At 52.7% G+C, this 14,963-nt stretch carries 17 protein-coding genes and 1 pseudogene; 15 read left to right on the top strand and 3 right to left on the bottom strand.

Translation table 11 applies throughout. The annotated features are described in order from the left end of the window. The first annotated feature begins 12 nt into the window (after window positions 1–12). The 7 genes from V8L71_RS08690 (at window position 13) to V8L71_RS08660 (ending at window position 5,217) form a co-directional block, all read left to right on the top strand. Complete coding sequence (locus V8L71_RS08690; protein WP_144408558.1) at window positions 13–294, top strand: peptidylprolyl isomerase; 282 nt, start codon at window positions 13–15, stop codon at window positions 292–294. Between the two features lie 83 nt (window positions 295–377). Continuing rightward, window positions 378–1,313 carry an ABC transporter ATP-binding protein gene (locus V8L71_RS08685; protein WP_035561476.1) on the top strand — a complete coding sequence of 312 codons (936 nt, stop codon included), beginning with the start codon at window positions 378–380 and terminating at the stop codon, window positions 1,311–1,313. Next, window positions 1,310–2,071 (top strand): ABC transporter permease, encoded by a 762-nt coding sequence (locus V8L71_RS08680; RefSeq protein ID WP_008959452.1) that lies wholly within the window; start codon window positions 1,310–1,312, stop codon window positions 2,069–2,071. Before V8L71_RS08685 ends, V8L71_RS08680 begins: the two co-directional genes overlap by 4 nt. A 47-nt stretch (window positions 2,072–2,118) precedes the next feature. Beyond that, window positions 2,119–3,132, top strand: coding sequence for a nucleoid-associated protein (locus V8L71_RS08675; protein WP_035561479.1), 1,014 nt, complete (start codon window positions 2,119–2,121; stop codon window positions 3,130–3,132). 62 nt (window positions 3,133–3,194) lie between these two features. Continuing rightward, window positions 3,195–4,145 carry an RpnC/YadD family protein gene (locus V8L71_RS08670; RefSeq protein ID WP_035561483.1) on the top strand — a complete coding sequence of 317 codons (951 nt, stop codon included), beginning with the start codon at window positions 3,195–3,197 and terminating at the stop codon, window positions 4,143–4,145. Between the two features lie 21 nt (window positions 4,146–4,166). Continuing rightward, entirely contained in the window at window positions 4,167–4,631 is a 465-nt protein-coding gene (locus tag V8L71_RS08665) for a tellurite resistance TerB family protein (protein WP_035561485.1), read from the top strand. Next, the gene (locus tag V8L71_RS08660) at window positions 4,624–5,217 is read left to right on the top strand and encodes an exopolysaccharide biosynthesis protein (protein ID WP_035561488.1); all 594 of its coding nucleotides are present in this window, start codon (window positions 4,624–4,626) and stop codon (window positions 5,215–5,217) included. Before V8L71_RS08665 ends, V8L71_RS08660 begins: the two co-directional genes overlap by 8 nt. A 38-nt stretch (window positions 5,218–5,255) precedes the next feature. On the opposite strand, the gene V8L71_RS08655 is transcribed toward V8L71_RS08660, so the two are convergent. Further along, window positions 5,256–6,278: a serine hydrolase domain-containing protein gene (locus tag V8L71_RS08655; protein WP_035561490.1), complete on the bottom strand. Its 1,023-nt coding sequence runs from the start codon at window positions 6,276–6,278 to the stop codon at window positions 5,256–5,258. Window positions 6,279–6,487: 209 nt separating this feature from the next. Here V8L71_RS08655 and V8L71_RS08650 point away from each other — a divergent pair, with 209 nt between their 5' ends. Both V8L71_RS08650 and V8L71_RS08645 read left to right on the top strand, forming a co-directional pair. Then, window positions 6,488–6,784: a helix-turn-helix domain-containing protein gene (locus V8L71_RS08650; RefSeq protein ID WP_035561493.1), complete on the top strand. Its 297-nt coding sequence runs from the start codon at window positions 6,488–6,490 to the stop codon at window positions 6,782–6,784. Further along, a complete protein-coding gene (locus V8L71_RS08645; RefSeq protein WP_035561497.1) occupies window positions 6,781–8,019 on the top strand; it encodes a type II toxin-antitoxin system HipA family toxin in 1,239 nt (412 codons plus the stop codon). Before V8L71_RS08650 ends, V8L71_RS08645 begins: the two co-directional genes overlap by 4 nt. 272 nt (window positions 8,020–8,291) lie before the next feature. Here the strand turns inward: V8L71_RS08645 and V8L71_RS08640 are convergent, their stop codons facing one another. Continuing rightward, window positions 8,292–8,663 (bottom strand): hypothetical protein, encoded by a 372-nt coding sequence (locus tag V8L71_RS08640; RefSeq protein WP_235272503.1) that lies wholly within the window; start codon window positions 8,661–8,663, stop codon window positions 8,292–8,294. A gap of 171 nt (window positions 8,664–8,834) precedes the next feature. Between V8L71_RS08640 and V8L71_RS08635 the strand changes: the two genes are divergently transcribed. From V8L71_RS08635 to V8L71_RS08610, 6 genes are all read left to right on the top strand, one after another. Then, on the top strand, window positions 8,835–10,163 hold the full coding sequence (locus V8L71_RS08635; protein ID WP_035561500.1) for a UDP-glucose dehydrogenase family protein: 1,329 nt from the start codon (window positions 8,835–8,837) through the stop codon (window positions 10,161–10,163). Window positions 10,164–10,344: 181 nt separating this feature from the next. Continuing rightward, window positions 10,345–11,715, top strand: a complete 1,371-nt coding sequence (fliD, locus tag V8L71_RS08630) for a flagellar filament capping protein FliD (RefSeq protein ID WP_035561503.1) — start codon at window positions 10,345–10,347, stop codon at window positions 11,713–11,715. Between the two features lie 199 nt (window positions 11,716–11,914). After that, entirely contained in the window at window positions 11,915–13,318 is a 1,404-nt protein-coding gene (gene fliD, locus V8L71_RS08625; RefSeq protein WP_035561506.1) for a flagellar filament capping protein FliD, read from the top strand. Between the two features lie 327 nt (window positions 13,319–13,645). Further along, window positions 13,646–13,852 (top strand): hypothetical protein, encoded by a 207-nt coding sequence (locus V8L71_RS08620; protein ID WP_052703724.1) that lies wholly within the window; start codon window positions 13,646–13,648, stop codon window positions 13,850–13,852. Between the two features lie 180 nt (window positions 13,853–14,032). Further along, window positions 14,033–14,329: a hypothetical protein gene (locus V8L71_RS08615; RefSeq protein ID WP_035561509.1), complete on the top strand. Its 297-nt coding sequence runs from the start codon at window positions 14,033–14,035 to the stop codon at window positions 14,327–14,329. After that, a complete protein-coding gene (locus V8L71_RS08610) occupies window positions 14,292–14,894 on the top strand; it encodes a hypothetical protein (protein ID WP_144408559.1) in 603 nt (200 codons plus the stop codon). The genes V8L71_RS08615 and V8L71_RS08610 overlap by 38 nt, the downstream gene beginning before the upstream one ends. Here the strand turns inward: V8L71_RS08610 and V8L71_RS08605 are convergent. Continuing rightward, window positions 14,850–14,963: pseudogene (locus V8L71_RS08605) on the bottom strand (IS630-like element ISHsp2 family transposase); the annotation flags it as partial. The gene V8L71_RS08610 and the pseudogene V8L71_RS08605 overlap by 45 nt on opposite strands.

Below are 14,963 nucleotides of genomic sequence, written 5' to 3'. Positions count from 1 at the left end.
AGTCAGGAGCAATTGATGACACAAGCCAGCGCCCGCCACATTCTAGTCAGCAGCGAAGAGCAGTGCCTAGCACTCAAGAAAGAAATCGAAAACGGCCGTGATTTTGCTGAAGTCGCCAAAGAGCACTCCAGCTGCCCCTCCAGCCGCCAAGGCGGCGACCTCGGCAGCTTTGGCCCCGGTCAAATGGTGCCTGAGTTCGATAAGGTCGTCTTCAATGACGAGGTCGGCCAAGTGCACGGCCCGGTGAAAACCCAGTTTGGTTATCACCTGCTAGAAATCACCAGCCGCACTTAACTTTTCCTAACCAAACGCTCTTAATTTCGCCTAAAAGGCCGTCAAGCACCGCGGTTGTTCAATCGCGGTGTGAGGAGTACGCCTTGAACGACCCGATTATTACCATTAATGCCCTGAACAAAACCTACGAAGGTGGCTTTCAGGCGTTAACCCACATTGATTTAACCATTCAGCGCGGTGAAATCTTTGCCCTGCTTGGCCCCAATGGGGCAGGAAAAACGACGCTGATCAGCGTGGTCTGCGGGTTGGTCAATCCTACAGCCGGTCATGTGCTGGTGGATGGGTTCGATAATATTACCCACTACCGCCAGGCCCGTGAACGCATTGGATTGGTGCCCCAAGAGCTGACCAACGAAGCGTTTGAAACCGTCTGGAACACCGTCAGTTTCAGCCGTGGTCTGTTTGGCAAAGCGCCTAATCCGGCCCATATCGAGAAAGTGCTTAAATCGCTGGCGCTCTGGGATAAGCGCAACAACCGGCTAATGACGCTCTCGGGCGGCATGAAACGCCGTGTGCTGATCGCCAAAGCGCTCTCCCATGAGCCGCGCATTCTGTTTCTGGATGAGCCCACCGCCGGGGTCGACGTTGAACTGCGCCGCGAGATGTGGGACGTCGTGCGCCAACTGCGCGATAACGGCGTGACGATCATATTGACCACCCACTACATCGAAGAAGCCGAAGAGATGGCCGACCGCATCGGCGTCATTAATCGTGGTGAACTGGTGTTGGTGGAAGAGAAAGCCGCCTTGATGAGCAAATTAGGCAGCAAGCAGCTAATACTGAACTTGCACAGTCCGCTGACAGAGATACCTGCGAACCTACAACGCTTTGAGCTAAGCTTAGCCGCTGAAGGGTTTGAGTTGATCTATACCTACGATGGCAGCCAGGAAGAGGACGGTCACGCGATTTCAGAGTTTTTAACTGCGCTGGAGCGGGAAGGGATCACTTTTAAAGATCTCAATACTCGGCAAAGCTCGCTTGAAGATATTTTTGTCGATTTGGTTAAGGAGCGCGCATGAACCTTCATCCCGTTCGCGCCATCTATATGGCCGAAATGGCCCGTACGCGCCGTACGTTACTGCAGAGCATTGTCTCGCCTGTCATCTCCACATCGCTCTATTTTGTGGTGTTCGGTGCCGCGATCGGCTCGCGGATCAGTGAGGTCAATGGGGTTAGCTACGGCGCCTTTATCGTGCCGGGTCTGATTATGCTAATGCTGCTGACGCAAAGCGTTTCCAACGCCTCCTTCGGTATCTTTTTCCCGAAGTTTTCCGGCAGTATTTATGAGCTGCTTTCAGCGCCTATTTCACATTTAGAGATAGTGATTGGCTACGTGGGCGCGGCAGCTTCAAAATCGATCTTGCTGGGGCTGATTATCCTGGCGACCTCAAACTTCTTTGTGCCGCTGGAGATTGCTCATCCATTTTGGATGCTTTTCTTCCTGGTGCTAACGGCGGTCACCTTTAGCCTGCTCGGCTTTATCATTGGTATATGGGCGGATGGCTTTGACCGGCTACAGCTGGTGCCGCTGCTGGTGATCACGCCGCTGACCTTTTTGGGCGGCAGCTTCTACTCTATTGATATGCTGCCGCCGTTTTGGCAAACCATCACCTTAGCCAATCCTGTGGTGTACCTAGTGAGCGGCTTTCGCTGGAGCTTTTACGGTATTAGCGATGTTAGCCTAGCGGCCAGCGTTGGCATGATCACCCTGTTCCTGGTCGCTTGCTTGGCCACGATTGGCTGGATTTTCCGCACCGGCTATCGCCTTAAACCGTAAGCTCGGCCGTTATTTCTCTCTTTAAACCAGGATGTTAGTCAACTCTTATGCCGCTACTGCAGAGTATTGTGCACCGCCTTGATCCCACGCTGGACGGTGAGCGCCTAACCCTAACCGCCGCCCCGCAATCGGAACAGGCGGCGCCCAGCGATGATCCGGTGATGGCGGGCCTAGTCGGTGCGCTGAACGACACCTACAACACCAAGCCCAAAGGCTGGGGGCGCTTTGCCGACGAGGGCGAATCAGCAGGGCCGCTTGCGGTGTGGCTGCGTGCTTATCTTGCCGATGAACAGAGCTTTGCTGAGCTTTCTGTGGCACTGGCCGAACGGCTGGCCAAGCAGCTTCAAGAGCAGTTGTCAGTCAGTGGTTACCTAGTGATCAGCCACCAGCGCCAGGGCGATACGGAAACCCTGTTGATAGCCTTGGTGCACCAGCGCGAAGGTATTGGCATTAATTCGGAGCACCACGCGGTGCCCGCGGCCCAGCTCAATACCAGCCAGCTTACGCTGGCGGCGCGCATCAATCTTACCCAGTGGCAGAGCGATGCCCCGAGTGCGCAGTATGTCTCGTTCCTAAAAGATCGCGGCGGCAAAAAACTCGCCGAGGGCTTGGTTGCCTTACTGGGCATGGAAGAGGGCGTTGATGCCCCGGCGGAAACCCGCACGCTACTAAAAGCGTTTAGCGACTATGTCGAGAAAGAGGATTACGACGACGAAGTGAGCCGTGAAAAAACCGACACGCTAGTGGACTACGCCAATGAACAGCTGCGCCGTGGCGAGCCGATGACCCTGGAAGAACTTTCCGGCTTGGTCAACGAACAGCAGCCCAAAGCGTTTTATGAGCATATCCGCAACGCCGATTACGGGCTCTCGCCGGAAATCCCCCCCGATAAGCGCACCTTGAGCCAATTTCGCCGCTTCACCGGGCGTGCGGGCGGCGTCTCGATTAGTTTTGACTCCCACCTGCTTGGTTCAAGCATTGAGTACGATGCTGCCCAGGATCGCTTGATCATTAAGCAAGTGCCCAAGCAATTAAGAGAGCAGCTCACCAAGCAGGATTGAGGTAAGGATATCTAGCCAGAAGAGCTCTATGCTAGATTCGAGTAGTTGAAATAGGAGCTTGCATGAGCGAAGCGGATACCTCCCGACCCGCCGACCACGACAGCCCTTGGAAGATGGCGCTGGAAGGGTACTTCCAAGAGTTTTTGGCGCTATTGTTCCCAGCCATTCATGAACAAGTGGATTGGGCGAAAGGCTTTAGCTTTCTCGATAAGGAGCTACAGCAGATCACGGCGGATGCCAACAGTGGTAGGCGTTACGCTGATAAGCTGATCAAGGTCTATGCACAAGATGGCAGCGAGACTTGGGTGCTGATCCACGTTGAAGTGCAGGGAGAGCCGGAGGAGGCTTTTGCTGAGCGAATGTACACCTATCAGTACCGGCTCCGTGACCGCTACGGGGTGGACGTGGTGAGCCTGGCGGTGCTGGCTGATACCCGCGATAGCTTCCGACCCACTACTTTCCGCTATCAGCGTTGGGGGTGCGAGCTGATCTTTACCTTCCCCACGGCTAAACTGATTGATTGGGAAGCTCGCTGGACGGAGCTGGAAACCAGCGACAATGTCTTTGCGCTGGTGGTGATGGCCCAGATCTACGCCAAGCGATTGAAGGACGGCGCTACGCGCAAAGATGTCAAGATTGCTCTCATTCGGCTGCTGTATGAACGGGGCTACAGCCGTGAACAGATTGTACGGTTGTTCAATATTATCGACTGGATGCTCCAGCTACCGAGAGCACTGGAGTCCGAGTTTGTCCAGGCGGTCTACGCCATACAGGAGGAAAAACACATGCCTTATGTCAACACTGTTGAGCGCTTTGAGCGAGAGAAAGAGCGTCAAGAAGGGCGTCATGAAGGAGTGGAAGGAACGTTGCGTAAGCAAATCGCCTTAAAGTTTGGCGAGATGCCCGATTGGGCAGATCAGCGCCTAACATTGGCTTCAGACGCACAGCTAGATGAATGGGTAGTGCAGATTCTGACGGCAGATAGCTTGGAAGTTCTGCTTGATCAGCACTAACCATGCTAAATGGAGACCCCAATGCTGAATGCCATTAGTGATTTTTTCCAGCGCACGCTGGCGCAACCTGAACAGCGTGAAAACCAAACGCTGACGCTGGAGCTTGCCACCGCCGCGCTGCTGTGTGAAATCGTCCGCGCTGATTACGACACCACCGACGAAGAGCTGGCCACACTGCGCAGCATGCTAATTGAGCGCTACCGACTAAGCGAAAGCGATGTAGAAGAGCTAATGTCGCTTGCTCAGGCGGAAGTAGATGAGGCCGTTGATCACTACCAGTTCGTTAGCCTGATTAAAGAGCACTATAACTACGGCCAGCGCTGTGAGCTGGTGGCACAAATGTGGCAACTGGCTTGGGCCGACGGCAATGTTGACCCGCTAGAAGAGCACCGCATTCGCCGCCTCGCGGATTTGCTACATGTCAGCCACAGTGATTTTATCCGCACCAAACTGCACGTAGAGGAGCGCAATAACCACGATGCATAACCGCAATGAAGACTCGAATTTAATGGACCTAATTGACTCAATAGAGAACATGGAGCAGGACGCTCCTCGAATCAGCGTTGATGATGTGGTTTATGCCGTAGGTCGGCGCTCGTTTGGGCCGCTCCTGCTGGTGGCTGGCTTAATTACCCTGACGCCGATTATTGGCGATATACCCGGTATGCCCACGCTGATGGCCGCGCTGGTGTTGCTGGTGTCAGTGCAATTATTAGCGGGTAGTGAAACGTTTTGGCTGCCTAAATGGCTATTAAAGCGCTCAATTTCGCGCCAAAAGTTTGATAAAGGCATTCATTACATGAAAAAGCCCGCCCGCTGGGTGGACGGGCTGCTGAAGGTTCGTCTGCCGTGGCTGACCGGGTATATCGGTATCCGCGTAACGGCGGTTGTGTGCCTGCTTATCGCACTCGCCATGCCGCCCATGGAGTTTATTCCCTTTTCAGCCAACGGCGCGGGGCTGGCGCTGTCGTTGCTGGGGCTAGGCTTGGTTGCCCGCGATGGGGTGGCGCTGTTGCTGGGGTTTGCGCTGTTTGGCGCTACCTGCGCCTTTATCGCGATGAATCTGTTATAAATTGAAGCGTTTTATTGTGTCCGGCGTTTAACCGGGAGCTACTGCGGGTCTTGCGCCAATAGCTCCTCCACCAGCCCATTCAGCCGCTGCTGGAACTGCCCGCCCGGCGAGGGTGGGTTGGGGTCTGAGGTGATCACGACTGTCATTTCACGCTCGGGAATAACAAACAGCGCTTGACCACCATAGCCGCGCCCGTAGTAAACATCTTCCCCCGCCAACTGGGTAATAAACCAACCGAAGCCATATCCGTCGCCGGTCCAGCGAGAGGTGCCGCGGGGCTGCCACGATGTTTCTACCCAGCCTTCCGGCAGAACCCGCTGCTCATTTCCAGACTCATCAATGACTAACCCATTGTTGCGATATAGCTCACCCACCTCAATCAGTGCGCGTGGAGAAAGCTGCATATCATTACCGCCAAAATAGATGCCTTGCGGGTCGCGCAGCCAAGGGCGGATAGTGATATTGAGCGGGTCGCCCAGCAGGCGTTGTGCAAGCGCATGGGTCGTCTCGCCGCTGGCATGGGTAAGCGCGGCGGAAAGCAGATGGCTGGTGCCGGTTGAATAGAGCATTTCCCCGCCGGGTTCATCCACAAAAGGGCGAGTAATGGCATCGTTAACCCAGTTGTCACTGGCTACCCAAGCGCCATAGTGACTGCCGGAGGTGCGCTCAAGCCCCGCTTGCAGTGCGAGTAGATGGGCCACCGTGATCTCGCTGACTTTTGGATCAACACCGCTAGGAAGATGCTCACCAAACAAATCCACCATGGGCTGCTCGACGGAGTCGATAATATCCGCCTCAATCGCCGCACCAGTGATCGCTGCCAGCACGGTTTTGGACAGCGATTTAATATTGGCAGGCGATGCCACACCCGGCCCACCTTGATGATGCTCATGGATAATCTCTCCATCGTAGGCCACTACCAGGCTGTGAATGCGTTCAAGCAGGCTGGTTTGTTGGTCTAGTGCCTGAAGTGCTGTTGCTGATGGTTTATTTGCTGCTGCGGCAGAAGTAGCGAACAACGACATAACAGCAAACGAAACAAGTAAAGCAGTAACGCGCATCGCAATACCTTCAGTAATAAGTGGCAAGGGTTCGAGGCTAAGAAGCCGAAGAGGTTCCGCAACAGATAGCCGCGAGCATTAAGGTTAGGTGGTACTTTCTGCGCCTGTGACTGGAACTGAATATTTATATGAATGGCTCATTTTTGAGCTTTTATAGCCAATTTTAGTATATAGTAGTTTATAAATGACCCTTTATTTAGAGAGCTATTATGGCCCTGATTCACTCTCTGCTTGCTCCTGGCGAACTGGCCCAGCAGGTCGGTGCCAACGCACGGGCAACCCGATTGGCGCAGAACCTTTCCCGTAGAACTTTGGCGCAGATGGCGGGTGTTTCCGAGTCCACTATTAAACGATTCGAGTCTCATGGGCAAATAACCCTAGAAGGACTTGTGCTCATTGCCACGGCACTGGGCGCAACAGGTCAAATTGCCGAACTATTCAAGCATGAACACCCAGTATCCCTTGAAGAAATCAAACGGACAGGTCGCACCCGGGGGCGAAAATGAAGCGGATCAACACCGTAGAGGTGCTGCTAGCAGGTAACCCAGTAGGGGAACTGGTCGCTAGTCGACAGGGGATCTACTTTGCCTATTACCCCCAGTGGGTGGCGGAAGGCTTCAATTTGTCGCCCTTGAATATGGATTTTACTACTCAACCACAAAAGGCGGCCGATCCACTTCTTTTTGCTGGTCTGCCGGGGGCATTTGCTGACTCGCTGCCAGATGGTTGGGGAATGCTGCTCATGGATCGTTATTTTCTTGCCGAATATGAAAAAGACCGGAGAGACATTTCTCCTCTTGACCGGTTGGCTTACATGGCCGACAGGGGAATGGGAGCGCTAGAGTATCGCCCCGTTCTCGAGCGTACCGTCGATGAAGACAATATCGACTTGGAACAACTTTATCAGGCCTCTCATGCTGTCTATGAAGGTGAGACTTCCTCCACTCTGGATGTCCTAAGGTTGGCTGGTGGTTCTCCGGCCGGTGCCCGGCCCAAGGTTGTCGTCGCTTTATCTCCTAATGGACGTCATTGCAGTACCTCTTTCAAAGACCTTTCGGCGGGCTACCAGCACTGGCTAGTGAAATTTCGTGCACCAACCGAGCATCGGGACACTGGTGCCATTGAGTACGCTTATTCAGTGTTGGCAGAGCTTGCTGGGGTGAAAATGGCTGCGAGTAGGCTGATTGAGATCAGCTCTGCAACGGGCATCGAACGTTTCTTTTCCGCTCAGCGTTTTGATCGCAATGGTAATAGCAAAATTCACATGATGACGGCTAGCGGTATTCTCTATGCTGATTACAGCGCTCCATCGCTGGACTATTCAGACCTATTGAAGGCAACTAATGCGTTCACCCGTCATTCAGAAGACGTTGAGCGAATGGCGAGGCTGATGGTGTTCAATGCCCTAACCCACAACCACGATGACCACGCAAAGAACTTCGCTTTTTTGCATGATCAGGGGCGGTGGAAATTGGCGCCAGCTTATGACCTTACTTATGCCCCTGTTCGGGGTTATGCCGATGAACACACCACCTCTATCAGCGGTGCAGGTGTGGCTACCCGGAAGAAGCTAAAACAGGTGTGCGCACCCTTTCGGTACTTAGATCCGGATCTCTACATTGAGCAAACCCTTGATGCCCTTGCTGGGTGGCCGACCCTTTGTCATGAATTAGAGATCGATAACCAGCAGCAGACGCTTATTCAGCGCGCCTTTGACGAAAAATACCAACGCCTTGGATAGCACAAGAGTAGTCACTTTCGACTAGAGGGAGGCAGTGGAATTACGCAAAACAAGAAAAAGCCTGCTAGGATGGGGGTGTTGGCTCATGGGTAAGCAACCCTTTGATTTTACCTAAAACGCAATAAGCAAGGAGTGCCCTATGCGTAATATTATCTACATTATTGGCCTGATCGTCGTTGTGCTGTTCATTCTGTCAATGCTTGGCCTGCGCTAAGCCCCAAGCAATAAGCCAAGCAAAAAACCGCCCACAAGCGAAAGCTGTGGGCGGTTTTTTATGCGCAATCAGCAGCACCCTGACCAAACATATCAAACATCAGCTCGCGGCCAAGGCTGGTCAATACAAAGCGGCCATACTCATTAAAAGTGGCGGCTTCGCTCGTTTCCATCACTTGCTGGCAGGTCGCCCAGGTGGGCGCAGCTGCGCTAAGCGCGACAAGCTCGCGTTGGGCTAAGCCGCGCTGGGGCAGCGTAATGGTTTCTAGCACATGGCCGTGGTCGTAAAGCAGTTCAGCGGCAATCGACAAACATTGGCGAAGGCTGCGTTGAACGTTCGCAGCGGTTGGCAGCCCACGAGACGCTTGGAGAGGGCGTTCAGTTGCCAGCTCGGGAAGACTAAGCTCTAAAGACATTAGTTCTGGAGGCATCGAATGATCTCCTGCGGTCAGCCCAATAGGGGCGTGTTGCAGCGCATTATAGACTAAGGGCGATGTTAGACCAAGGTCTATAATCTACGGCAGCAGTCGTGCGCTAGCGCTCATCAACCGCAAGCCGATGTGCTACGCTCGCTGCCACGTATCTTATCGAGTCAATGTGTCATGCATATCAGTGTATTCGGAACCGGTTATGTCGGCCTTGTCGCGGGCGCTTGTTTAGCCGATGTGGGCCATCAAGTTACCTGTATGGATGTTAATGCCGAGCGGATTGCGCAGCTTAATGCGGGCGACGTACCGATTTTTGAGCCAGGGCTTAGCACTATCGTTACCCACAACGTAGCCGCAGGGCGCTTACGCTTTACAACCGATGCGGCTCAAGCCGTAGCGGAGGGCGAGTTGTTATTTATCGCCGTGGGAACACCGCCCGATGAAGACGGCAGTGCCGACCTGCGCTATGTGTTAGAAGTGGCGCGCACCATTGGCCAGCATATGGATAGCTACAAGCTGGTGATTGATAAATCGACCGTGCCGGTGGGAACCGCCGAAAAAGTCCACGCCGCTATTAGCGAGGTTCTTGAACAGCGCGGCGTCTCTCACGCCTTTGACGTTTGCTCCAACCCGGAGTTTATGAAAGAAGGAGCGGCGATTGAAGATTTTACCCGTGGCGCACGCATTATTGTCGGCACGGAAAGCGAGCGGGTGAAAGCGCGGATGCAAGAGTGCTATGCCCCCTACAATCGCAACCACGAAAAACTGATGTTTATGAGCGTGCGGGCCGCCGAGCTGACCAAATACGCGGCCAACGCCATGCTCGCCACCAAAATTAGCTTTATGAACGAGATCGCCAACCTTGCTGAACGGCTGGAAGTCGATGTCGAAGACGTACGCCGGGGCATTGGCAGCGACCCACGTATTGGCTACCACTTTATTTACCCAGGCTGTGGCTACGGCGGCTCCTGCTTCCCCAAAGATGTGCAGGCGTTAGAGCGTGCCGCGCGCCAGTTAGGCTATACGCCGGAACTGCTCAGCGCCGTCGAAGCGGTTAATTTGCGCCAAAAGCAGACCCTATTCACAAAACTGCAAGACAACCTAGGCAATCTAAGTGGCAAGACCATCGCGGTGTGGGGCTTGGCGTTTAAACCCAACACCGATGATATGCGCGAAGCCCCAAGCCGCACCTTAATGGAAGCGCTCTGGCAAGCGGGCGCGAAGGTGCAAGCGTTTGACCCAGAAGCAATGGCCGAATGCCGCCGCATTTATGGCGAACGGGATGACCTGATGCTAGCGGGTGACCGGATTCAAGCCGTGAAAGGCGCCGATGCCCTGGTGATTTGCACCGAGTGGAAAGAGTTTCGCAGTGTCGACTTCACTTGGCTAGCCGAGCAGCTAGCCGACAACGTCGTTATCGATGGGCGTAATTTGTACACGCCTGACGCCGTTCAAGAGGCAGGGCTGCGTTACATTGGGGTAGGGCGTAGAAGCCGTGACTAGGCGGCTAACGTGAAATTAAGAGAAAGTGCTACACCTTCGGTTACTTTTTGACACGCAACAAAAGCGACAAATCCTTAAGTTAGATGTTAAATGGCCGAAAGATTAGTTAACACATTGATGAGTTTCTGCATGGGCAGTAAAAGCATTAGCGTCACGACGTTATAAAAAAGGACGGTACAGCATGGCTTCCATTTCATCACTCGGTATTGGCTCAGGCCTCGACCTCAACGGCTTATTGGATCAGTTGCAAGACGCCGAACGCGAGAAACTTGAGCCCATTGAGCGGCAACTGGAAACCCAGGACACCAAAATTTCTGCCTACGGCCAGCTGCAAAGCGCGCTTTCAGCGTTTCAAGATTCTGCTGATGCGCTCAATGACAGCGCACTTTACGAGAGCCTTTCGACCAACGTGGGTGGAGAAGCGATCACCGCTACCGCCGATGCAGAAGCGCAGCCGGGCAGCTACAACGTAAGCGTTGAAACCCTGGCAACCCGCGGCACGCTTGCCTCTACCGGGGTGGACGCTGCCGATACGCCTATAATTGATGCAGATGCAGATCAAACACTGACCCTGACCTTTGCTGAAGTTAATGCTGAAGGTGAAAACCTCACTAAAGATATCACGCTAGCCGCAGGCAGCACCCTTGAGGAGGTTCGGGATACTATCAACGCCAGCGGAGATTCGGGCGTTACCGCTACTATTGTTAATGATGGCACCAACTTTCGCTTAGCGCTTAGCTCCAGCAATACCGGCGCCGATGCATCAATTAAAAACTTCAGTTTTGAGGGAGCTGCACCTTTCACCGCGGATACGGGTGAGACGCAACAGTTGGGCACTGACGCAGTGCTAAACGTTAACGGCATCGAAATCACCAGTCCTAATAATCAGGTCGAAGGCGCGATTCAAGGCGTAACGCTGAACCTTCAAGAAGAAGGCGACAGCACGGTTAAAATAGAGCAGGACACGCTCGCCGTACGCGAAGCCGTAACTAGCTTTGTGGATGCCTACAATGACCTGAAAGGCACCATGGGTGAGTTAACCAGTTTTGATGCTGAAACCGGTGCAGCGGGCGAATTGCTAGGCGATAGCGCCGTACGTACCGTTGAATCACGCATGCGTAGTGTGCTCAGCGGTGGTGTGGAAGGTGAGTTTTCGATGCTCAGTGATATCGGCATTTCACTGCAGACGGATGGCACGTTAGAAATCGATTCTGACGAACTTGATAACGCTATTTCCAGTAATCAAGACGCGCTGTCAGCCTTTTTCGTTGGTAGCTCCGATGAAACCGGTATGGCGGGGCAGGTTAATACGATGGTTGAGCAATTGCTCAGCACCAACGGGACTGTTACTGGGGCGATAACGGGGGCGGAAAATCGCTCAGAATCGCTTGTTGAACGTTACACCCGCACGGAGCAATCCATTGATCAAACCATCTCGCGTTACCGCACGCAATTTGGTCAGTTGGATGGAATTATTGCGCAAATGAACCAAACGAGCAGCTACCTCACTCAGCAGTTTGATGCCTTAGACGCCCAGCTAGGTCGTGATTGATATTGAACGCTAGGAATTGACTTTTCTGACGCCTGCGTAAGCAGGCGTTTTTGTTGATAAAAACAAAATAGCCCGGCTAGCGGAAGAAAAAGCGCTAAAGTTGCCCTCTGTTCAGTCGATAAGGTTACTATCAACTTACAAGCGCCCAAGGATGCGCTTCTCTATTTTGGTTTAGCCTTTTCACTGAGGAACACCCAGTATGGCGACAATAACCTCCCTTGGCGTTGGTTCGGGTCTTGACCTGACCGGCCTGTTGGATCAACTACAAGAAGCCGAACGCGGCAAGCTCGCCCCCATCACGCTTCAAAAAGAGCAGCAGCAGGCCAAAATCTCCGCTTACGGCCAACTCCAAACCTCGTTGAACTCCTTTCAAGACTCCTTGGAGAAGATTAACGACCCCAAACTTTACCAAAGCCTTTCCGCTAATGTACGTGGTGATGGTATTACCGCCACCACCACCGCGAGTGCACTGCCGGGCAGCTATCGAGTAGAAGTCAGCCAACTGGCGACCTCTGGCACGCTAGCCTCCGCGCGTGTAACTACCAACGACCAACCGCTTGACCTGCAAGGCGCTACTACGCTCAAACTCAATTTTGGTGAACTTGGCGCGGACGGGACGGTAGAGATTGATATAGCCGCTAACAGCTCATTAAATGATATCCGTGATGCCATTAACGCCCATAAAGAATCCGGTGTTAATGCGACTATTATCAATGACGGGGAGGGCTACCGGTTAGCGCTAAGCTCTAAAGCAACGGGTGTTGATGCTTCTATTCATAGTTTTAGCTTTGTAGACGCCGCAGATGCGCCCGTCACCGGCCCATTCGGTGAGGCGGCAGAAGTAGGTGCCAAGCAACAAGGGCAAGATGCCGCGTTAACCGTTAATGGCATCGCTATTACAAGCGCCAAGAACCAGATCGAAGGCGCGATTCAAGGTGTTACCCTGAACCTTGGCGAACTCAGCATTGCTGAGGGCGAAACCGCCACCAGTACAGTCACGGTAGAACGTGACACACTAAAGCAGCGCGAAGCGATCAACGGTTTTGTCAAAGCGTTTAACGATTTAAAAGGCACCATCGGCACGTTGACGGCCTTTGACGCCGAAAGCGACACCGTGGGCAAGCTGTTAGGCGACAGCACAGTGCGCACGATTGAATCACGCCTGCGCAGCGTACTCACCGGTGGTGTAGAAGGTGGCGAACTTTCTACCTTGAGCCAGCTAGGTATTTCACTCCAGCGTGACGGCACGTTAGAAGTCGACGACGACAAACTTAGCGATCTGGTGGCCAATAACCCCCAAGCGCTCAGCGACTTCTTTGCCGGGGCAGATGATGCGGGTGGCTTGGCGGGCAAGTTAGGTGCCTCCGTCGAACAGATGCTGGGAAATAACGGCGTGCTGAAAGGCGCCATTACCGGCGCAGAAAACCGCGTTAAAAGCCTCGATACCCGCTATGAGCGCATGGAAAAAAGTATTGAAGGCACCATTTCCCGTTACCGCAGCCAGTTTAGTCAACTGGATGTGATGATCGCGCAAATGAACAGCACAAGCTCCTACCTTACACAGCAGTTCGATGCCCTTGATGCCCAGTTGGGCCGCGACTAAGCATTCCGCCAGCCCGATTTAAGATGCAGATGCAATTTTCTTCGTTATAAAAATGACCGCTTAATGTATTACGTCTCACAAAAGCAGCGCTTAGCGCTGCTTATGCCTTTGCAGCCTAGAATGAAGCTGTATTCAGGAGTGGCTGTGCCATCGCGCAGTGAAGCAACCCCACACTTTCGGTGCCTCCTAGCCTAAGCATGAAAACCCTCACCTTTCAGTTACCTACTTTTACATCTTTTTTTACGACTTTCCCTAAAGATTCTCCTCGCGGTGCCGTTAATTAATATAACGGCACAAACAGTGGCCGAAAGCAAGGAGTCTCACACCATGTCAGTGATCAATACCAACATCACATCCATGATCGGCCAGCAAAATGATTTGGCGACTTCTATGGAACGTCTGTCCTCTGGCCTGCGTATCAATAGTGCCAATGACGGTATCTCCGTTGCCCAAACGACTGAAGGTGCCCTGAACCAGGTTAATGATAACTTACTGTTCAAGCGCAAAACGATACTAACTCCGAGAAAGATTTAACCTCTATCCAGGCGGAAATCAATCGTATTTCTGAAGATCGTGAGTTTAACATTCAAGTTGGCGCTAACGATGGGGAGACCATCACAGTTAACTTGCAAGAAATCAATCGCGAAACCTTAGGTCTTCAAGGTTTCAATATCGACGGTGCTTCTTCTGACAACGCAAAAGCAGGTAGTAGTATTGCTGACTGAAAATGCTGCGCTTACCGGATCTCAAGTACTTGGTGAGTTAGCTTCAGGTGATACGGTTACTTTTGCTGGTGAAACTCCTTTTGGTGTTGCCGCTACCGGTAATACTTACACTTCTGATGGTGAAGGTGGATTTACTTACGCTACCACCGTTGCAACTGGTAGCTCAGCTGATATATCTGCTGCCATCGTTCCGAGTACTGGCTCTATCAGCGCCACCTATGAATTAGATGGTGGTAATACGATCGATAGTGAGGGTACTATCACTGTTTATTACCGACACTGGTGAGCTTTCAGAAAACAGTAATGGCGGTACCGCTGCGACTGTCGATAATTTGATGGCCAAACTCGACACCGATGCGACCAATAACTTATCAAATGCCAGCCTAACATTGGAAGATGGTACAACTTTTACTGGTACTGATACCGCTGCTATTAGTGCAGTCACTGATGCTCAATCAGGTTTTGGTACAGATCTTGAAATCGCTGGTGAGAATGCTGTTACTACTGATGGTACAACACAAGCTTATCAAGATGGTGAAGCAGCAGCCGGTACTTTTGCTGCCACAACTGCTGCAAGCTTTGAAACAGAGCTTTATGTAGGTGAAGATGGCACTGTGACCGATAGCGAAACTGGTAATGGCGCTACCCTGTTTGTTACCGACTCTGGTGACCTAACCTTCGAAGAAGTTAACGAAGATGGCCGTACAGCTGATCCGCTGGCAACTTTAGATAGTGCGTTGAGCCAAGTAGATGTTCTGCGCTCTGATTTGGGTGCGATTCAGAACCGTTTTGAGTCTGCTAAGTGCCTATTCAAAATTAATCGCGTGATCAGTTCCGTAACCACCGAGTAAGCGGTGTACCTCTTCATGTAGACGTTCAAACGAGAGATAGGCACTCAAGGGCAGCCAGGTGTACTTCAT

Origin of the sequence: Vreelandella indica (assembly GCF_037070225.1) — a bacterium.
Classification (GTDB): domain Bacteria; phylum Pseudomonadota; class Gammaproteobacteria; order Pseudomonadales; family Halomonadaceae; genus Vreelandella; species Vreelandella arctica.
The sequence above is the reverse complement of the archived record's forward strand: the minus strand, read 5'-3'. Positions and strand labels throughout refer to the sequence as shown.